General features: G+C 35.0%; 18 protein-coding genes. 2 read left to right on the forward strand and 16 right to left on the reverse strand.

Annotated elements, in window-relative coordinates; genetic code table 11:
• The first annotated feature begins 217 nt into the window (after positions 1-217).
• On the forward strand, positions 218-409 hold the full coding sequence (locus ABH960_RS01705) for a helix-turn-helix transcriptional regulator (protein WP_002089683.1): 192 nt from the start codon (positions 218-220) through the stop codon (positions 407-409).
• Positions 410-922 carry a DUF3278 domain-containing protein gene (locus tag ABH960_RS01710; protein ID WP_404442228.1) on the forward strand — a complete coding sequence of 171 codons (513 nt, stop codon included), beginning with the start codon at positions 410-412 and terminating at the stop codon, positions 920-922.
• A gap of 143 nt (positions 923-1,065) precedes the next feature.
• Here the strand turns inward: ABH960_RS01710 and pgtP are convergent, their stop codons facing one another.
• The 16 genes from pgtP to ABH960_RS01790 form a co-directional block, all read right to left on the reverse strand.
• Entirely contained in the window at positions 1,066-2,400 is a 1,335-nt protein-coding gene (gene pgtP / locus ABH960_RS01715) for an MFS transporter (RefSeq protein ID WP_002034819.1), read from the reverse strand.
• Positions 2,401-2,419: 19 nt separating this feature from the next.
• Positions 2,420-3,454, reverse strand: coding sequence for an ABC transporter substrate-binding protein (locus ABH960_RS01720; protein WP_002143816.1), 1,035 nt, complete (start codon positions 3,452-3,454; stop codon positions 2,420-2,422).
• Positions 3,451-4,233: a DUF3919 family protein gene (locus tag ABH960_RS01725; RefSeq protein WP_002089688.1), complete on the reverse strand. Its 783-nt coding sequence runs from the start codon at positions 4,231-4,233 to the stop codon at positions 3,451-3,453. Before ABH960_RS01725 ends, ABH960_RS01720 begins: the two co-directional genes overlap by 4 nt.
• 66 nt (positions 4,234-4,299) lie before the next feature.
• On the reverse strand, positions 4,300-5,730 hold the full coding sequence (locus ABH960_RS01730) for a HAMP domain-containing sensor histidine kinase (RefSeq protein ID WP_404442621.1): 1,431 nt from the start codon (positions 5,728-5,730) through the stop codon (positions 4,300-4,302).
• 11 nt (positions 5,731-5,741) lie between these two features.
• Complete coding sequence (locus ABH960_RS01735; protein WP_404442233.1) at positions 5,742-6,413, reverse strand: response regulator transcription factor; 672 nt, start codon at positions 6,411-6,413, stop codon at positions 5,742-5,744.
• Between the two features lie 123 nt (positions 6,414-6,536).
• A complete protein-coding gene (gene manA / locus ABH960_RS01740) occupies positions 6,537-7,481 on the reverse strand; it encodes a mannose-6-phosphate isomerase, class I (RefSeq protein ID WP_404442236.1) in 945 nt (314 codons plus the stop codon).
• Between the two features lie 17 nt (positions 7,482-7,498).
• The gene (locus ABH960_RS01745; protein WP_404442239.1) at positions 7,499-9,451 is read right to left on the reverse strand and encodes a fructose-specific PTS transporter subunit EIIC; all 1,953 of its coding nucleotides are present in this window, start codon (positions 9,449-9,451) and stop codon (positions 7,499-7,501) included.
• A gap of 145 nt (positions 9,452-9,596) precedes the next feature.
• A complete protein-coding gene (locus tag ABH960_RS01750; protein ID WP_404442242.1) occupies positions 9,597-11,543 on the reverse strand; it encodes a BglG family transcription antiterminator in 1,947 nt (648 codons plus the stop codon).
• A 163-nt stretch (positions 11,544-11,706) separates the two neighbouring features.
• Positions 11,707-13,431, reverse strand: coding sequence for a phospho-sugar mutase (locus tag ABH960_RS01755; protein ID WP_404441862.1), 1,725 nt, complete (start codon positions 13,429-13,431; stop codon positions 11,707-11,709).
• 94 nt (positions 13,432-13,525) lie between these two features.
• Positions 13,526-14,344, reverse strand: a complete 819-nt coding sequence (locus ABH960_RS01760) for an SGNH/GDSL hydrolase family protein (RefSeq protein ID WP_404442245.1) — start codon at positions 14,342-14,344, stop codon at positions 13,526-13,528.
• A 98-nt stretch (positions 14,345-14,442) separates the two neighbouring features.
• Positions 14,443-15,357 (reverse strand): polyisoprenyl-teichoic acid--peptidoglycan teichoic acid transferase TagU, encoded by a 915-nt coding sequence (gene tagU / locus ABH960_RS01765; protein WP_404442248.1) that lies wholly within the window; start codon positions 15,355-15,357, stop codon positions 14,443-14,445.
• 114 nt (positions 15,358-15,471) lie between these two features.
• Positions 15,472-16,419, reverse strand: a complete 948-nt coding sequence (gene manA / locus ABH960_RS01770) for a mannose-6-phosphate isomerase, class I (protein WP_404442251.1) — start codon at positions 16,417-16,419, stop codon at positions 15,472-15,474.
• Positions 16,420-16,483: 64 nt separating this feature from the next.
• On the reverse strand, positions 16,484-17,857 hold the full coding sequence (locus tag ABH960_RS01775; RefSeq protein WP_404442254.1) for a sugar phosphate nucleotidyltransferase: 1,374 nt from the start codon (positions 17,855-17,857) through the stop codon (positions 16,484-16,486).
• Positions 17,854-19,194, reverse strand: coding sequence for a UDP-glucose dehydrogenase family protein (locus tag ABH960_RS01780; protein WP_404442257.1), 1,341 nt, complete (start codon positions 19,192-19,194; stop codon positions 17,854-17,856). The genes ABH960_RS01775 and ABH960_RS01780 overlap by 4 nt, the downstream gene beginning before the upstream one ends.
• Positions 19,195-19,252: 58 nt before the next feature.
• On the reverse strand, positions 19,253-20,665 hold the full coding sequence (locus ABH960_RS01785) for a lipopolysaccharide biosynthesis protein (RefSeq protein ID WP_404442260.1): 1,413 nt from the start codon (positions 20,663-20,665) through the stop codon (positions 19,253-19,255).
• Positions 20,666-20,680: 15 nt separating this feature from the next.
• A complete protein-coding gene (locus tag ABH960_RS01790; RefSeq protein ID WP_404442263.1) occupies positions 20,681-21,688 on the reverse strand; it encodes a glycosyltransferase family 4 protein in 1,008 nt (335 codons plus the stop codon).
• Positions 21,689-21,702 lie beyond the last annotated feature (14 nt).

Raw genomic sequence — 21,702 nt, forward strand, 5'->3', positions numbered from 1 at the left:
TAGATGATACATTTTCATCTTACACAACATCAATTTCATGCTCCCTCCTTTACTAAAGAACTTCCTACTAATTTGAATTATTAAACTAAATCCCCCAATTGTATCACCCTCATTTTTGTCATATATATTTGACATTTTATTTATCCAAGTGTAGAGTGTCATATATATGTGACACTTTGGTACACGAAGCCTACAACTATTAATAGGAGGTTTATATTTGAATAACGTTAAAAACTATCGAAAATCTGAAGGCCTGTCTCAGCTAGAATTAGCTAAAAAAGTTAATGTGGCTAGACAGACAATAAACTTAATTGAAAACAATAAATATAATCCTTCTTTAGCTTTATGTATCGAATTAGCAAAAGCGTTAAAAACAGATTTAAACAGCCTATTTTGGGAGGGAGATTAAATGATGAAAATTGAATGGAAAGAAAAAGTTTATAATAATTTTATTGGAACAATTAGTAAAAGAGATGAGTATCAAAAACAAGAAATCAATAAAGAATTAGCTATAGCTGGAATTGGTTTATGGTGGTTAAATATGTTGGTAATGCTTATTATGTTACTCGTCGATACTATGAACCATACAATATCTATAGGCACTATATTTATTTTTCTTATTAATATGATTTACGCTAATTATTTAATCTTTAAATTGAAAAAAAAGGGCCTAAATGATACTGAGTGTGCAACAGAAGAAGAGTATTTAAAACATAAAAAGACATTAAAAAAAGCTGGCTTAAAAGCAGGTGCACTTTGGGGATTCCAAATGTTTGTATTTATGACTTATATCCTTCCTTATTTAGGTTCAGAAGAAATCTCTGTCTCTTTATTTGATGTTGTACTTTGGGGCTGTGCTGGGGCTTTTTTCGGTCTATCCATGTATGTAATTGCTTTATTAAATCTAAAAAAATTATATTAAATAACTAGCCCCTCAGTAACTGAAAGTGCTATTTATTATATAAGCGATTTATACATAAAACTTTAATTTTACATATGGTCGTCCTTTCGATTATTAAAAAAGCGATCCAAAATAATGATTGGATCGCTTTCCAGAATAAACTATTACGCCACTTTAGGACCTTTTCTCTCATGTCCCATTTGAACAATCAGTAAGAAAATTGTTGATAAAACACCGCCTGCTAACAGTAACATGAAACAACCATCCCAGCCAGAACGATCCACAATAATACCAATTGCTGCGTTTGCTACGAAGCTTCCTCCAACATAACCAAACAGACCACACATACCAACTGTTGTACCTACTGCAAATTTCGGTACTAATTCCATTGCACTTAAACCAATTAAAAACTGTGGTACGTAAATTAAACAACCGATAACAGAAACTGCAATACTTACAACCAGTATGCTAGTTGCTTGCCAATATACAACCGTACCAACAACAACCCCAGCCATACTAATAACACATAATGGCATACGTTTCCCTTTGAATAATTTATCACTTAAAAAGCCGACAATTAAAGAACTTGGAATCGCTGCTGCCTCAAATATTGAATACGCTGCATGCGCTTCTGTTTTTGTAAAACCTTTAACTGTTGTTAAGTAAATTGGTACCCAGTTAATAACACCGAAGCGAATTAAGTAAACAAATGCATTGGCAATACATAAATACCAAACGAACTTATTTGTCACTACATATTTCATTAAAATTTCTTTTGGTGACATCTTGTTAGCATTATCTGCTTTTTCAAGATCTTCATAGTCATTACGATACTCATCAATTGGCGGAAGACCTTCAGATTCTGGTGTATCCTTCGCATTAATCCATACTAGAACTGCAATTACCATAACGATAATCGCTGGGAAAATAAATACCCCGCCCTGCCAATGACTTTCACCGAAAATACCTACACCAATTCCAATGAATGGCGGAACAAGTAATCCACCAACGTTATGTGAAATATTCCAAAGACCTGTTTTCGTACCACGTTCTTTCTTTGAAAACCATTTCGTCATAACAATACTACACGGTGGTGCTCCCATACCTTGTACAATACCGTTTAGAACAAGTAATGTTAAAATCATCCCAAAGGAAGATGCAAAACCGAAACAAATATTAACAAGCCCAGATAAAAATAAACCTACTGCAATAAATCGTTGAGCAAAAGCCTTATCCGATAAATTCCCCATAAAGAATTTACTAAGTCCATAAACAACAGCCATTACTGCACCTAATAACCCGATTTGTGTAGTGCTAAATCCGTACTCGTCTACTAAATACGTAGTAGATAAATTAAAGTTACTACGCACTAAATAATAAGCAGCATACCCAACTGAAATTCCCATTAGCACACGAATACGTAATAATTTGTATACCCTGTCAATCATATCCGCCGGCAATCTCTCAATTGCAGGTGCTGGCTTAAGCCATTTAAACATATTCTTTCGTCTCCTTTTCTCACTGCTGAGAGAGACGCTGTCTATTCCATATCTCGATTATTCCACTATTTGATATATTTTTGTTCGTCCTTCTAACCGGCTGACCTTCTATCTCTTTCTGATTCTTCGCAAACATCGTTGGTACGCCAAACGAAACTTTTTCTAAAATGTGCCCCGCTTCTTCTGATAAACAATAATCAATAAATAAGTCCGCAATAAAACCACTCGGTGCACGCTTCAGTTTCGAAATCGCATTAACAGATAAGCCTGTTTGCTCAGGTTCATTACTTACAATAGGAAAGCCTTGTTTCTGAAGCATTCTCTGATCTCCCGCAAAATTGATGCCTATCATATATTCACCGCTCGCAACCAGTTCTGCGGGCATATAACCATTCACCGTCACTTCACCAACTTGCCTTGCAAGATTCTTAACATACTCTTTCGCTTCTTCTTCACCTAAAGTATCAATAAGTGATTGAAACAAAGTATACGCTGTGCCGGAAACGTTTGGATCAGGCATTGCAATCTTACCCGTATATACCGGATCTAATAAATCTTGCCACCTTGATGGATATGGAAGACCGAGCGGCGCTATTTCTTCATTCCACCGCTCTTTATTAATCGCGATTGCCAGTTTCTCCACTTCATAACCGTACCAATAACCATCTTTATCTTTAACAGTCTTTGAAATACGATTCGCATGCTGGGTCGTAACAGGAATAGAAAGGTTCTTTTGCTTCATCATTTGATGCGCATCTACTGTACCGCCAATAATAATATCCGCCTTCGGATTTCCAGCTTCCTCTTCTACTCTCCGAAGAAGTTCTTCTGTCGATAGACGAATAAATTCATATGTACACCCGCGTTGTTTACAAAATGACGAAAGCAAAGCTTCACCAACTTCCTCGCGGGCCGCTACATACGCAACGAGATGACGATCATCCAAAATAGGGAGACCACTTTTATTATATTTAATAGAGGTTGTATCTCGAGAGCAACTAGACATCGCTCCTCCGATTACTAGCAAAAAGAAGAAAAAGGCTATCTTTCTCATGACACACTCTCCTTTACAAGGAATTCTGCTAGGGAGCCCTTCATATACATGACATTCCCGTTATTATCACCGAGATATTGCACAACAAAGTACGATGGATACACAGAAATAGTTAGAATATCCTCCCGCTCATTCTTTACACGTTTGCCTGTTTTATAGGCAGTAATATAAGCAATCGGCTCATTCTGTGATTGTAATAATTTCTGAATTTCTCCGTAATCTGTAATTTGCTTTGCGTATCGAATAGAATCAAATATTTGCGTAAGATCTATAGTACGTATTACATCCCCTTGCCTCACTACAACTTCCTTTGCCTCCGCAAAGAAATTACTAATGCGCTCTGGTGTATAATACAGACTTAACAAATACGTTTGAAATGCTGAGATCATCGGATCCGTGCCATTCTTTCCGTATACATTAGCCTCGTACTGGAACAAGTCACCTACTGCAAAAGTACGTTTATGTCCATTCAAGTACGTTACTTCTCCAGTAAATACTTGTTCTTGATTCCTCGCTTCTCTCGGTTCTATTCGAATTCGGTCAAAGAATGAAACAATCGTATGCAAACGAACTTCATCCGTTACAACAATTTCTCCCCACTTTTCATGCCTTACTTTCACTTCAGTAGGAAGGGATTCATTCACTCTTTGTAAAACGGCTTGTTTGTCATCCACAATTGTGATTCGATTATATATTTGCTTCTCAATAACATAAAACAAAATAAGAGAAACAATCATACAAAAGACAAACATAAGAATTTGAAATGATAGCCTTTTCATTTCTGCCTACCTCCAAGATAAAAAAACGTTGTTTCGAAAATACCGCATAATTGTTTCATAAATGTATCATTTAACCGCTTTCAAGTTTTTTATGTCTTCCATCCGTCTCGGAAGTAAAAATGTAATGCATATTGTAGTTCCCATTTCTTCACTACTCTCAATTCGCATACTTCCGCCTTGCTTCTTCATAATCTCCTGACAAATGTATAAACCATAGCCATTCCCGTAACTAGAAGGAAGCACCTTACCTTCCGGAGACTCATTCCATTCCGCAAGCACACCTTCATCCATACCAATACCATCATCATGAACAAAAACCTTCGCTTCCTGCTCATTTATAATTACATTCATACGAACTTGCGTAGCATCACTATATTTAATCGTATTATCAAGCACATTCAAGAAAATTTGCTTCGTCTTATCAAAATCCGCAACAACGTGTACTTCCGTTAACTCATTCATAACTTCAATTTCAAATTGCTGCAACCTAAGTTTCACAATCGAAATCGCTTCTTCTGCCAATTCTTTAATATTCACAACTGTAGGAGACACTTCAAACGTACTCTTCCCGTACTTGGAAGACTTAAGTAATTCCTCCACAAGTGATAATAGACGCTCACTTTCTACAGCCACATAACGAAGACTCTCCTGCACATCCTCCTTCGATTGTAACTTCGGAATTAAATCCACATAACCGATAATTGCCGTAAGCGGTGTTTTCAGCTCATGCGTAATGCGGTCCAAGAAATCTTTCTGTTTCTCTTTCTCCTCCTTCAGCTGCTTAATATGCAGCTCAATCCCATCAGCCATCGCATTAAAGGACGCTGAAAGCTGCGCAATTTCCACATACTCATTCAGCTCAATCTTACTTTCATAATCTCCATTCGCAAGCCGATATGCCATTTGCCTTAACTGATCAATTGGTTTATGAAGAGACTTCGCCAAACGAATCGCAAAGAAAATACCAGCAGCTACTAAACAAAGCGACGTCATTAAAAACGTCCAACTTACATTTGTTAAAACTTCCTTCTCATCCGTTAACTCATTTATAAAACGAATACTTCCAATGACATCGTTTCCATAATAAACCGGACTTGAAAACAAAAGAATTGGAGCTGGATCTCCCTCCTCGAAAACATAAGATTTCTTTCCCTTCAAAGAACTCTCAATGTCAATATTCCGATGAAGTAACGCTCCTTTTTGTGTATCTGCAACAACATCTCCATTCTTCCCAATCATCTGCACCCGGACATCCATTCGCTTCGCTAAATACGAAGCAATTAAAAGCGAATTAGGACCTAGCGTCTCTACTTCTGCTTCCTTCTCTAAATAATTCATCGTATAAATTTGTGCTTCCACACTTAACTTTTCTAAGGAATCTGCCGCATTATGATACACATTCTTCTCCAGTGCAATATAAACCACCGCATACAAAAGAACAAGAATTGGAATCAACAACCCAACTATTCCAAACACCATATTTCGTTTTAAAGACATATCATCACCTTTTAGCAATCAAGCTTATACCCCACACCATAAATTGTCTTAATATACTCCCCGCTCGCGCCGAGTTTCTTCCGAAGCCTTTGCACCATAATATCAACTGCTCTCGTATTTCCGATATACTCAAATCCCCATACCTTCTCAAGTAACTCATCCCTCATAAACACACGCTGCGGATTCGAAACAAACAACTGACATAAATTAAACTCTCGGTACGTTAACTGAATCTCCTGTCCACTCACATGAAGCTTTCGTTCCTTTGGACAAATAAGTAAATCACCAGCCCCAATCACCTCATGATTTAAAGGAACCTCCTTCTTCTTCACGCGCCGCGCCATATTCTTCACCCGAAGAATAAGCTCCGCATAATTAAAAGGCTTCGTCACATAATCATCAGCTCCAAGCTGAAGACCAAGTAACTTATCATTCATCTGACTCTTCGCTGTCAACATAAGCACCGGAATATCACGCTCCTTCTCTCTGAATAAACGTAACAACTCATACCCATCCGTATCAGGAAGCATCACATCTAAAATAAGTACATCCGGCCGTTCATTCCATCTCTCTAAAGCTTCTCTCCCATCAGCCGCCGTCAATACTTCATACCCTTCCATCTCTAACTGCATCCGAATCAAATTACGAATACTCGATTCATCATCTACTACAAGTATTTTCATCATTCTCCTCCTTCCATCCTGTATTATAGTACAGTTTAGTATAGCAAAAATCATACAAAAAAAGAGAGGGTATTGTCGAACATATTTTGTCGACGATACCCTCTCCTGTTATATATTTCTCTCTTACACGCTCGCAATAATAAATTCAGCACATCCTACAATCCTATATTCCCCAAAATTACTTGGTAATATGAAATGATCCCCTTGTTCAAACGAATATTTCTCATTACCATGTACCAAGTCTCCTTTTCCATCTATTACACTTACGAGAAGAAATGGACTTTTTTGCGTCAAGTTAGCCACTCCGTCTAACTCCCATTTTCTCACTGAAAAATAAGAGTACTCAATAAACGTTGTTACATGTAAATCCTCTATTTTTTCATATTGAATAGTTCGTTGGTCTGAAACAAATGGTGTTTCTATCAATTCAATACTTTTCTCAAGATGCAGTTCACGTAATTCTCCCTCTGAATCTCTTCTATTATAATCGTATAATCGATAAGTAGTGTCAGAGTTTTGTTGCGTTTCTAATATTAAAATACCTTTACCAATTGCATGAACAGTTCCGCTTGGAACAAAGAAGAAATCACCCGGCTTCACTTTTACATGTCGTAATAGCTTGTCCCATTCTCCTTGTTCAACCATATCTACTAGTTCATCCTTTGACTTTGCATGATGCCCATAAATAATCTCAGCATCCTCTTTGCAATCAATAACATACCAACATTCAGTTTTTCCTAACTCACCATTTTCGTTTATACGTGCATACTCATCATCTGGATGTACTTGGACAGATAAATCTCGATTTGCATCTAAAATTTTTGTAAGAAGAGGGAATCGATTCCCCTCCATATTTCCAAATAACTCTCGATGTTCATTCCATAATTGTCCTAAAGATAAACCTTTATATTCTCCGTTCTTCACTACACTTTGTCCGTTCTGATGTGCGGCAAATGCCCAACATTCACCCGTTTGTTCTGATGGTATTTCATATCCGAAAGAAGTTAATTTCGTACCACCCCAAATTCTCTCTTTAAAAATGGGTGCAAAAAATAACGGTTCTGTCATGATTAAAATCCTCCATTTTATACGATGTCATCTAATAACTTATGTGCTTCTTCTTTCGTTTGGACAGATATTAATCTCTCTCTATAACTATCATCCATAAGTTTTCGTGAAAGCATTTGAAGAATCTTCAAGTGCTCATTTCCTTCACTCTCTTTCGGAACTGCAATCATAAATATTAATTTTGCATCCGTTCCGTCTAAACTTTTCCAATCTACTCCCGATTGTTTAATTCCAAATACAACACTCGGTTTTTTTACTGCATCTGACTTCCCATGAGGAATCGCAATATTCATTCCAATTCCTGTAGTGCTCTCTGCTTCACGATTCATAATAGCTCGCTTAAATTCCGAATCAGAATGTAAAGCACCTACAGTATTTAATTTCCCAATCATTTCATCAATAATATCGTCACGTGTCTCTCCCGATAGGTTAATATCAATAAGCTCTAAACTCGTTATATCTGTTAACTTCTGAATTTCTACCTTTTCAGCTTTCTTTTCTATTACTTGCTCTTGAACTTCCGCTACTTCCTTCGTTGCTGAAACTTCTTTCATTTCTTTTGATTCTTGTATTTCTTCAAATTTTGAAATATCTTTCTTTAATACGTTCACAACGACTGCTGTTACAGTAGAACCTACAACAATAGCAACAAAGAACATAAACACATTATCTACTGCTCCTAGTACAGCAACAATCGGACCACCATGTGCTACTCTATCCCCAACATTACCAATCATCGCAATAACAGCACCTGTCATCGAACCAGCCATAATACTTGGAATAACACGTAATGGATCCTGTGCTGCAAAAGGAATAGCTCCTTCTGTAATACCGAATAAGCCCATAGTAAATGAGGCTTTCCCCATTTCCTTTTCAGACTCTTGGAACTTTCTCTTTCCTATAAATGTAGCGAGTCCCATCCCAATTGGCGGAATACAAATTGCAGCTGCAATCGGTCCCATAATTTCATAATTTCCTTCTCCAATCATTGCAGAACCAAATAAGAATGCCACTTTATTTACTGGACCACCCATATCGAATGAAATCATTGCACCTAAGATTAATGCTAAAAGAATTGAACTTGAACCTTGCATACCAGCTAACCAAGCTGTTAACGATTCAAATACTTGTGCTACAGGAGCACCAATAATAAATACAAATGCTAAACCAACAATAAGCGATGTAAATACCGGAATAATAATAATTGGCATAATTGGTTGAAGCGCTTTTGGTACTTTTAACTTTTTAATTCCTAAAGCTACATAACCAGCTAAGAAACCTGCGATAATTCCACCTAAAAAGCCAGCCCCACTCTCACTACCATAGAAACTTCCTGTTGCTGCGATATATCCGCCAATCATACCTGGAACAAGTCCAGGCTTATCAGCTATACTATAAGCAATATATCCAGCTAGAATTGGAACCATGAATGAAAATGAAGCCCCACCTATTTGCTCAATTGTTTTCCAAAAAGACCCTTCTGGTATTACTAAACCACCAGGAGTTTTCTCACCACCAAGTGTTAATGCAATTGCAATTAATAATCCCCCTACCACAATGAAAGGAACCATGAATGATACACCATTCATTAAATGGCGATATATTGGATTTTGTTCTTTACCTTGTGAATCATTTCCTTTTTCTTTCACATCCGAATGATAAACAGGAACATTACCATCTACTACTTTTTGAATTAGCTCTTCTGGTTTACGAATACCGTCTTTAACTCCTACAACTAGTAGCTTCTTACCTACGAATCTATCTTTATTTACCACTCGATCTGCAGCTATAATGATGCCATCTGCTTCACGAATTTCTTGCTCAGTAAGTTCATTTTCAACACCTATACCACCTTGTGTTTCAACTTTCATTTGAATTCCTAATTTATCCGCTGCTTTTTGTAAGTTTTCTGCAGCCATATAAGTATGGGCAATCCCATTTGGACACGATGTAATCGCTAGTACTTTCATTTTAATCCTCCTCAACCCTTATGTAAGCGCCTACAAGTAATATATATCAATATTCGATTCATAAAAGTTTTGTTTTTTACCGTAACCTCCGGAAAAAACACTTTTTTTACCGTAACAAACAAAAAAGTAAGGCTTCTCGCCTTACCTATTCATATCTCAAATGAGATAAAAATTTCATTATATTTGTTTCCTTTATAAGCTTCTGAACAAAAACTGGTTGCTCACTAATAAAAGATAGTTCATGGAATAGTTGTTTCTTAATTTCCTTTCCATCACTTTTAACCGCCAGCATAAATACGAGTGATACCTTCTCTACTCCCCAATCCAATGGTTCCTTAAGCGTAGCGACTGCAATGACCGACTGTTTAATAAACTTAGGATTCCCATGTGGGATGGCGACTCCAGCACCAATTGTTGTTGCTGACATTCTATCTCTAGCAATTGCATTTTCAATATACTCTTTTTCTACATATCCTTTTTCATAAAGTGATTTCGCTAATCTTTCAATTAATTCATACCGATGTTCTACTTCTTGTTGTAGAAAGACTAGAAAAGGGGTTGTGTAATTCAATAATACAAAGTCCTTATTTTCATTAGATGGTAGTTCATCTAATGTCTTCATAAAACCCTCTAATTTCTCTTCTTCTCTCTGCTCTAATAAAGGAGACACAACACAATGAGGGATCTTTAACTGTGGAAGATCAATCGTAGAAATTATGAGCTCTACCTTCTGATTTTTCATCAAATATTCTTCTAAGTCAGACCTTGCTATACAATCCATCACATGAACATACCGGAACTTCCTTTCAATTTTTGTCCGTAATAATTGGGACATTCCTATTCCCATGTGACAAACTATAATTACATTTTTCGATACCTTTTTATCACTTAAACGCTCCATCGCTGCCTGAAAATGCAAAGTAATATACGCCGCTTCTTCCTCGGGAATTTGTAAATTCAATAATGTATTTATATCATCCAACTCATGGATTAACATATCAAACATATACGGATACATTCGCTTAATTTCATGAAGCATTGGATTAGAAACAGAAAGATTATATTGCAAACGATTTAATGTCGTATACAAGTGCATCTGTAATCCTTCTAATAAAAATTTATCCCTCTCGAAATCGATTTCATTTAAACTAGACATGCGCTCTATTAAATGCGATACAACTTGCGAAAGCACAGGACTGCTCACATTAAGCTTATTTCTTTCCCATTTATCTTGATAGCGAAATTTCCCTCCTAAAATATGAATGGCTAAATAAGCTACCTCCGCCTCAGTAAAATGGACCGTAAATACAAACTCTAGCCTTGTTAAAAAATCTAAAGTCCATTCGTATTCTTTCGTCTCTCGTACAATTTCCAAATCCTCTTTAGGCATTGAAATGGGTTGTTTTAACTTCATTCTTCGCACCATAATCAATGTATGTAATAAAAGATTTTCTAACGTATCATCTGTAAAAAATGTAGAATATCTTTTTTGTAACGCTTTCAATTCAGTCATTACAAATTCAATTTCATGATACAAAAACTGCTTTTTAATAAATTCGTTCATTAATTCCTGACTATGAATTAAATCCGATATTTTAGCTAATGCTTTCCTCTTACTTCTCTCTTCTCCTTCTATTGTTAATCCTACCCTTTGCTTTGAGATCAACTCTAATTCCAGTTCCTCAAGCCACTTTGCAATTTTATCTAAATCCTTCTTAATCGTAGCTCGATTTACAAAATATCGCATGGCAAGCTCCTGTACCGTAACCGTTTTGACACTCATCAACAAGCTATATGCAATTTGCAATACTCTCTCTTCATCTGATTCATAGCTTATATCCTGTCTTACAGCATACAACCGATTAAATAAATCCGCCTTATTATAATCGTTAATCTCTAAATGCACTCCTAAACCCGGTTTCCGAATAAGAAGTGCATCTGAATGCCTTTCTAAATACTCCTCAATCACTTTAAAATCATTGCGAATCGTCTTCTCAGAACAACCTACCCGATCAGCAAGCTCCTGCACTAACAAATACTCATTAGACTCAGATAATAAAACTTGTAAAATTTCCTGTTGCCTTTTATTCATCTGCTTCACCTGTTTCTTCTATCCTTTGTACCCAGTATGTTACTAACTTAGTGCATTTATCATAACATATTGGTAGATTAGTGAATCGATGGACTTTATTGTTTGGAATTTGTTCATAAAAAAAGAAGAGTTCGATGCATAACCGAACTCTTCTAAAAATTTATTATAAACGATTCATAATATCTTCTTTAATAGTAAGTAACTTTTGTTCACTATTTTGTAAGGAATCATCTTGTACACCAAAGTAGAATTTAATTTTCGGCTCTGTTCCAGATGGACGTAAGCAGAACCAAGAACCATCTGCTAATTGATATTTTAACACATTTGATTTCGGTAAGTGAATCTCTTCCTTATTTCCATCTTGTAACGTTGTAATGGTGCTTTCCTTATAATCCTCAACTGCAACGACTGTTAAACCAGCTACTTCTTTCGGAGGATTCCCGCGGAATGTTGCCATCATCTTTTGAATCTGTTCGGCACCATCTTTTCCTTTTAACGTTAACGATACAAGGTCCTCACGGAAGAACCCATACTTCTTAAATACTTCTAACAGGCCATCGTATAACGTTTTACCTTGTGATTTGTAGTACGCAGCTACTTCACATACAAATAGGACGGATTGCACCGCATCTTTATCACGGCAGAATGGACGGATTAAATAACCATAACTTTCCTCATAACCGAATTGGAATTCATATTGTCCGCTTTCTTCATACTGTTTAATTTTTTCACCGATAAATTTAAATCCAGTTAACGTATCAACTGTATCTAAACCGTATGCTTTTGCGATTGTGCGGCCAATTTCAGACGTTACGATTGTTTTTAAAACAACACCGTTTTCTGGAAGCGTTCCGTTTTCCTTCTTTTGTGATAATAAGTAATCCAGCATTAACGCACCTGTTTGGTTACCAGTTAATACTTGGAACTCACCATCGTGATTGCGAACTGCTACACCTAGACGGTCTGCATCAGGATCTGTTGCGATTAACACGTCTGCGCCTACTTTTTCACCGTCGCGAATTGCATACTCAAACGCTGCATGCTCTTCTGGGTTTGGTGATTTTACTGTAGAGAAATTTGGATCTGGTAACTCTTGCTCTTTTACAACAGTTACATCTGTAAATCCAACTTCTTCTAAACCACGGCGTACCGAAATATTTGATGTTCCATGCAATGGTGTAAAGACGATTTTTAAATCTTTTCCTACTTCTTTCACCATCTCTTTATTAATAATGACATTGTTCAATTCTGCTGCATAAGCATCATCTACTTCTTGTCCAATTATATGTAATAAACCGTCAGCTTTTAATTGCTCAACATCAGCAACTTCAACTGTTAATTCATTCTCTACTGCATTTACGTAGCTAATTAACTCATCAGCTTCTTTTGGAGGCAATTGTCCACCATCGTCACCATATACTTTATAACCATTATATTCAGGCGGATTATGGCTTGCCGTAAGAACGATTCCACTTGCTGTATGTAAATGACGAACTGCGAAAGAAAGCACTGGTGTTGGACGTAAGCTTTCAAATACATATGTTGTAATACCGTGTGCACCAAGAGTAGCAGCTACTTCCATTGCGAATTCAGGTGATTTATGACGAGAATCATACGCGACAACAACACCGCGTTTTTTCGCTTCTTCACCTAATTTTTCAATAAACATAGCTAATCCTTTTGTTGCTTTACGAACTGTATATACATTTAAACGGTTCGTACCAGCACCAAGTTCACCACGCATACCACCTGTGCCGAACTCTAGATTTTTATAAAAGCTATCCTCGATTTTCTTCTCATCTTGCTTCATGTTTTCTAGCTGTTCTTTTAATTCTGCGTCTAATTCTGCATATGAAAGCCAGCGACTAAATTCTTGTTTCCAATTCATATTCTTATCCTCCAATTTCAAATTTAAAAGGTATGCTATAAAACACATACCTTTTAAAGTAGTAATTTAATTTCTTTTATTTAAACATCCTTTATTACTTAGCTACAAAATAATCCGTTACGTATTGCGCCCAAATTTCATGCCCTTTTGCACTTGGGAAACCGAACTCTTCTTGTAAGTACGGTAAAATTGCTTTCGTTGTTGCATCAGGCCATGCTCCCCAATGATCAACATATGTATAGCCATTTTGCGTCGCAAATTGTTTTAACGCTTCAATCGATTTCGGATAATTCTTCGCACCATACACTGGGTTTGATGGTTGAATCATAATTGTAGCGTCTTTTGCACTAGTAGACAGCGCCTGAACAAACTTCTGTGTATTCGTAACAGAATTTCCATTACCATTTTTTCCGTTATCAGTAATAAATGGTGGCTCAAACAAAATTACATCTGGATTTTCTTTCGCAATCTCTTTATCGCGTTTATTCGCGATTAATTCCTCTGTACTTTCACCCTTATATTCCTTTACCGTCACATTCCATAAACCTTTACCGTAAGAGGCCTCTAAATTAGCAGTGAACTTAGCTACCCAAGCATCTTTTTCAGATGAAGAAGCTTCATCACCAACAATAACAAGATTTACTACCTTTTTATCCTGAGCAGCTTTCTTTAACTTCTCTTTCACTGCATCTGGCAAGTTCTTTGCGTATGCTTCATTAAAAGATGACTTTGCATCTTGTTTTTTCTCGTCCTTCTTCGCACCGCTATCTTTTACTTCAGCCTTTGTTTTCGTTACTTCACTCGTTTGCCCTGTTGCATTCGCAATCTTCTTATTCCAATATATTTTACCGCTCACAACCGAAGCAATAAACAATACAAAAATAAATAGGACAAGTACCGCTTTCTTATTCATCGATTCACCTCATCTATTAATCTCACAATATATAATACTAATATAAATCTAAGCAAAAATAAACCCAACTCCTTCCAAAGGAGTTGGGTTATTACATATTACTTAGTCAATTCAAGATGTGCTCTTAACTTATTCGTTAAATCTTGTTTTGCTGCATCTGGAACGTAGTAGTACCAAATACCGTCAGCAGCTTTGTGACCGTCACCTGGAATTTGGATTTCTTCACTGTTCTGCAGGCAATCTTTATAGTTCTTTTGAATATCAAACATTTGGTCTTGAGTTAAGCTTGTTTTAACGTTTTTCTCAATTGCTTTTAATACATCACCGTAACTTGCTAGAGAAGAAACACTTGCACCTTTTTTAATTACAGCTTGAATAACTTGACGTTGTCGCATTTGGCGGCCGAAGTCACCGCGTGGGTCTTCGTAACGCATACGAGTATACTTTAATGCCGTTTCACCATTTAAATGAATATTACCTTTAGCAAAATGCGATTCCCTTGATGTAAATTCCAAATCGTTATTTACATCAACACCGCCAACAGCATCTACAATATCTTTGAATCCAGCCATGTTTACTTCAATATAATGATCAACTGGTACATTAAGAAAATTCTCTACTGTTTTTACAGACATATCAACGCCACCAAAAGCATAAGCGTGGTTGATTTTGTCCTTTTTGCCTTTACCAATAATTTCTGTATAAGTATCACGAGGAATACTTGTAATCTTCATTGATTTTGTTTTCGGATTCAGTGTAAATAGCATTAAAGAATCAGACCTAGAAGTTTCGCTTTCTCTTTGATCAGTTCCCATTAGTAAAATTGAAATTGGTTTCTGGTCGGAAACATCTACCTTTTTATCACGTTTTTCAGATTTATCACGATCCAATGGTTTGTGTACTGCATCCAACGTGTTAGATACATTAGAGTAAACAGTATATGCATATACACCACCAGCAATAACAAGAACACCAATGATACCTAGAATCCAGAATAAAATTTTCTTTTTCATTATTTATACCTTCTTTATATTTAATTATAGGTGATGTAATCTAGAAAATCACTTTATTATACCACATCAACAATAATCCTAAATCAAGTAATTTAATAAAATACTTTTAGGATTCTATGGGTGAGATACAATAGCAGTTACATTTCCGGCTATATTAATATTTTCCATCTTTGCTGGTAGAATAAAATGATCGCCTTTCTTTATAGGGAAATTCCCGTCCACAGTACTCAGAATTGCTTCACCATCTATAACGCTCACCAATTGAAAATGCTTACCCTGTTTAACAGTCGCTTTTTCTTTTATTTCCCATTTAAAAACACTGAAATATTCCTCTTGTACATATGTAGTAATATTGCAACCATTTTCATTACTAATTTTTAATTCGATCTTATAATCCTCATGTGGGATAGAGGAAACTTCAATCGCCTTATCAAGATGTAGTTCACGTTTATTCCCCGCTTGATTCATACGATCATAATCATATACTCTATAAGTTGTATCTGAACTTTGTTGTGTTTCTAAAACTAAAGTTCCTTCACATAATGCATGGATTGTTCCACTCGGAACATAAAAAAAGTCGCCTGGTTTAATTGGTATACGACGTAATAATTGAGTCCATTTTCCATCATCTATCATTTTTTTAAATTCATCTTTTGTTTTCGCATAGTGACCATAGACTATTTCCGCGTCATCTTTACAATCAATGATATACCAACATTCTGTTTTTCCTAGCTCTCCATTTTCATTGATTTGTGCAAAGTTGTCATTTGGATGAACTTGAATGGATAAATCTTTATTAGCATCCAATATTTTTGTTAATAACGGGAATTTTTCAGATTCATAACATCCAAATATTTCGGGTGAGAAATCCCAAAGCCTTTCAATAGTATAACCTTTATATATACCATTTCTAATTATACTTGCTCCATTTTGATGTGCTGAAATCCCCCAACATTCGCCAACGGAATCTGATAATAATTCATATCCAAATTGTTTTAAATTGCTTCCTCCCCATATCCTATCTTGTAGCACCGGTTGTAAAAATAAAGGAGTATTTTTCATGACCTATTTCACCTCTAATAAAATTACATGCTATTATCTTAAATGCTAATAGCTTATTTATATATTATTTCACTACATAACATGCTTGCTCAATTTCATCCCAATTCATATGAATACGTACTATATCTTCCTCAACTAACTCTGTACCTGACTGTATCTCTATAAATTCCAAATCATTCACAGCTTTAATAGCATGATGATCCCCAGCATGAATTTCCAAAACATCACCCGGGCGAACCACTCTAAACTCATTTCTCAGTACGAATACTCCCTCTCCTTTTACAATTGTCCACACTTCACTACGATTATTATGATATTGATAACTTAGGTTCTTTCCTGCGGTGATACCAATTCTTTTTGTTAAAACCTCATTACCTTTCTCATATTTCGTGTAATCAAGCACCCTATACCATCCCCAGCGTCGCTCCTCGTACATAGGGCGTTGATCCCAATCACCCACTAATTCTTTTACTCTAGGACTCGCCTCTTTATCTGAAACTAAAATTCCATCTGGGCTTGCAGCTACAATAACATTCGAAAGTCCTAAAACAGATATAGGAATTTCTAGTTCATTTATAATATGATTGTTTTTACAATCATTGCTCATATTTGCTTTACCAATTCTCTCTGTTCCCATTTCTTCAGTAAGTGTATTCCATGTTCCTAAATCTTTCCACGAACCCTCATATGGTAATGCTATTATCTTTTCTGTCTTCTCTACAACTTCATAATCAAAACTAATTTTAGGTAATTTTTCATATTGTTTTACTAATTCATCATATTGTACAGGCAAACCCTTTTGGTCTAATAGGGAGATTATTTTATCTAATTTAAAAGCAAATACCCCACAATTCCACAATGCATTTTGCTCCAATAGTTTTATTGCTTCTTCAACATTAGGCTTCTCTTTAAAATGGCTTACAGAAATATAGTTTTGATTATTTTTTTCCACATTAGGAACAATATACCCATATTTTTCAGAGGGATATGTAGGTTTTACCCCCATCAAAGCCATATCTGCTACCGAATTTTTTAGAATATCTTCCAAATCTAATAAACGTTCAAAGAAACTATCCTCTACGTAAGGGTCTACTGGTAATACCCCAATAACCTCATCTAAATCTACATGTTGTTTTGAATATAGGTAAGTTGCTGCCAGTGCAATCGCCGGAAATGTATCACGGCGTTGTGGCTCGATAATAATAGGTGTCTTATTTCCTAATTGGCTATTAATCATATCTACTTGTGATTTACTAGTTGCAATAACGGAGTTTTCTTCTAATCCCAATCTTCGTAATTGTCCCCATACTCTCTGTACCATTGATTGCAATTCATTTTGCTCATCCCTTAATACCTTTATAAATTGCTTAGAACGGGAATCATTTGATAGTGGCCATAGACGTTTTCCCGATCCACCTGATAATAATACTAATTTCATTTTATTACCTCCAATAGCTTCTTCTCTTCTTTTAAAATTACACTTGGTCTCCCCATAGAATAATATTCAATATCCAATTCCATCATTTTATCTAGTTCAAAACAGTTTCTTCCATCAAAGATAATCGGTGTATTCATAAGTCGCTTTAATAAGGTGAAATCCATATTCTTAAATTCATCCCACTCCGTTACTATTACAGCAATATCAGCACCCTCTAATGCCTCTTCCATTGAGTTTGCATATTTTGTCTTTATATTTAAGTATTTTTTTGCATTTTCCATAGCAATTGGGTCGTATGCTATCACTTTCGCCCCTTCTTCTATTAAGCTATTAACTAAGACAATAGCTGCCGCCTCTCTCATATCATCTGTATTTGGTTTAAATGCTAGGCCCAATATAGCTACTTTTTTTTCATTTAAGTTCTTAATTCTGAACTTAATTTTTTCCATCATAATTTTTTGTTGATTATTATTAACCTCAATTACAGACTTTAATAAATTAAAATCATACTCTACTCCTCCAGCAATTTGGACTAGTGCATGAGTATCTTTTGGGAAACAAGAACCTCCATAGCCGATCCCTGCATTTAGAAATGCCCTTCCAATTCTCTTATCATATCCCATCCCTTCTGCCACATCCTCTACATTGGCTCCTAACCTTTCACATATATTAGAAACTTCGTTAATAAAGCTTATTTTTGTTGCTAAAAAAGCATTAGAGGCATATTTAATCATCTCCGAGCTGTAAATATCCGTCTTAAATACTTCAATACCTAGAGGCTTATACATCTCTTCTAAAATAACTGCTGTCTCTTCATCTTCAGTGCCAATAACAATTCTATCACCGTGGAATGTATCATAAACTGCTGAACCCTCACGTAAGAATTCCGGATTAGATGCAATTTTAACATCAACATCTTTCTTCAAGTTTTCCATAATTGTTCTTTTTATGAAATCATTAGTACCAACAGGTACAGTACTCTTAGTAACTACAACCACATTACTATCAATATATTCCCCTATAGATTCGGCTACACTTTTAACATACTGTAAATTAGCTGAGCCATCCTCCATTTGAGGCGTTCCTACAGCAATAAAAATAATATCAACACCTTTAAATCCTTCTTCATGACTAAAGGTAAATTTTAAGGTACCCTTTTGAATATTTTCTTGCATTAGCTCTTCTAAACCTGGCTCATAAATCGGTGAGGTGCCTTCTTGCATCATTTTAACCTTGTCTTTATTGGAGTCAATGCATATAACCTCATGATTAATAGCTGATAAACATACTCCCGTAACCAGCCCTACATATCCTGTACCCACTACTGCTACTTTCATATCTTAATCGCACATCCTTACAATTTATTTTTATTACATTCAAATGCTCATTAAAAATCTACTTTTTTCTTTTTCTTAAAAACAATATAATTTCCTTATTAAATATAAAAGTACTTATGAAATATATTAAAATCCCTATACATATTTGTAAAAATAACATAGATGTATTTTCTAAACTTACTAAGCCTTTAAATATTACCAAGCAAATAACCATAATTACTGTACATAAGAGACTAGGTTTCAAGGATTCAAAAAATTCCCGCATATTTGATTTAATTTGTTGATTTACTAGCAAAATTTTAATATAGTCAAAAATAATCGTTTTAACTAAAATACCTATTGCTAGGACATTAAGTCCATAATCTTTTAAAATACATATCATTATTGTTAAAAAAATAAACGATCCCATATTCAATCTCATTTCTAATTGCGGCTTTCCTAAACCGTTGAATATGGATCCACCTAATGTTCCAATAGAAGTAACTAATCCTACTACTAATAGAACTTGCAAAGGAAATACCGCTTCTATCCATTTATCACCATAAACAAACAAAATAAACTCCCTAGAAACCACTAGTAATCCCGCACATAAAGGGAATGTAAAAAAGGCTACCTTACTTATAACCATTAAATATAATTTTCTAACCTTCTCAACATCACTCTGTAAACTTGCTACCTCAGGAAATACAACTCTATTAATTGCACCAGATATATATTGTCTCGCAACTACGCTCCACTGGTATGCCATGGTGTATAATCCTAAAGATTTACTTCCCAAAAATTTTCCTATAAGAAGATAATCTACATTATTATTTAAATATATAAACATTTGGGAACCTAGAAACTTACTACTATAAGGGATAATTTCAAATATATATTGATAACTAGGTTTCCCAACAACTTGTTTTCCATAAAGCAATAGAAGAATTACTGTTTGGAAAGTTGGCTTTATTACTAGTCTAGATGTAACTGCCCATATGTCTTGATGACATATAGCCAGAACAATAGCCACTACACTACTTGATACTTCAGAGATAACATCAATTATAGTTAGTACTTTAAATTTTTTCTCCCTTATTAATAAAGCCCTTGAAGTAATACCTAATCCGCCTATAGCAACACCTATCGAGAGTACCTCTATTACTTTACTGACCAATATTTCATTGTAAAATCCCCCTACCAGATCACTGGTTAATAAGAGAAATATAGCTAACAAGAAAGATGTAAAAATATTCAATACAAATGTTGTATTTATTAATCGTTTATCTATTGTATTTTTAAATATCAAATATGAACTTAAACCTGCATCCTGGAATACTATGATAAAACCAGCAAAAACATATGCCATACCTAGTATTCCAAATATTTCAGGATATAATAGCCTCGCTAATATTACATTTACCATCAATCCTACCAATTGAACCCCTATAATATTTAGAATAGACCATAGAGAATTTTTGAAAAAGTTCATTTATATCCTCCTATACTACTTTACAGCACTTAAATAACATAACATCGTTTTTTCTCCTATAATCCCCCAATTTATTTTTTCTAATTTCTCATTAAAATCTTCATCGGAAAATGTTTTTTGCTTTGCATCATAGAGAGATTTTAGTAATCCACTTTCCTTTTCATAAAGTACTGCTGTATTGTCATCAAAGTACTCTTTCATAAAAGGATTTACAGGACTAACAACAGGTTTTTTAAAAGATAATGCCAAAATTGCGGAACCTGACGTTGTTATATTTTTATAAGGTAGAACAAAGACATCTGCTACTTTAATTAAATCTGCCACTTCGTTATCCGGGATAAACCTTATATCTTTTATAATATTTTGGTTATTAACTCCCTCTAAAAAGATTTTTGTCTCCTCATCTGCCTTCCCAGCAATAATTAACGTAGATTTTGAATCATTCATTTGTTGAAAACTCTCAATCAATTCCCCTACACCTTTATATCTTTTTATAGCTCCTAAAAATAAATACACAAAATTATCTTCCGGAATATTATAAACCTTTTTAAAATTTAGCCCTTCAAATTTATATACTCCAACATAATCTCCATGCGGAATAACATTGATTTTCTCAGGGTTAACATTAAATTCCTGTATAACCAAATCCTTTATAGAATTTGCACAAGTAATTAACTTATCGCATTTATTCATTACCCTTTTTCTAACCCACTTTTCATAATTTTTGTATTCATAATGATGCGGATATAAATTGTGAATTGTCCATATAAATTTAATACCTCTAAATTTCATTACATCTATTACCAATAACAATAAAATTGATTTAATTAAAAATAATAACCTATTGTGGCTCTGATACAAAGAATGTATCCAGTGCATATGTACAACATCACCTCTTTTTATCTTAAAAATATATCTTTGTCTGAAATTCCTAACATCTACTCCTTTTTTCTCTAAAGAATTTGATAATAAATAATTATACTGATTGGTTTCTGAAGTCTTGGGAAACATCCATACTTTCATAACTAACTCCCTTT

Source organism: Bacillus sp. RC252 (genome assembly GCF_044909215.1).
GTDB lineage: Bacteria > Bacillota > Bacilli > Bacillales > Bacillaceae_G > Bacillus_A > Bacillus_A mycoides.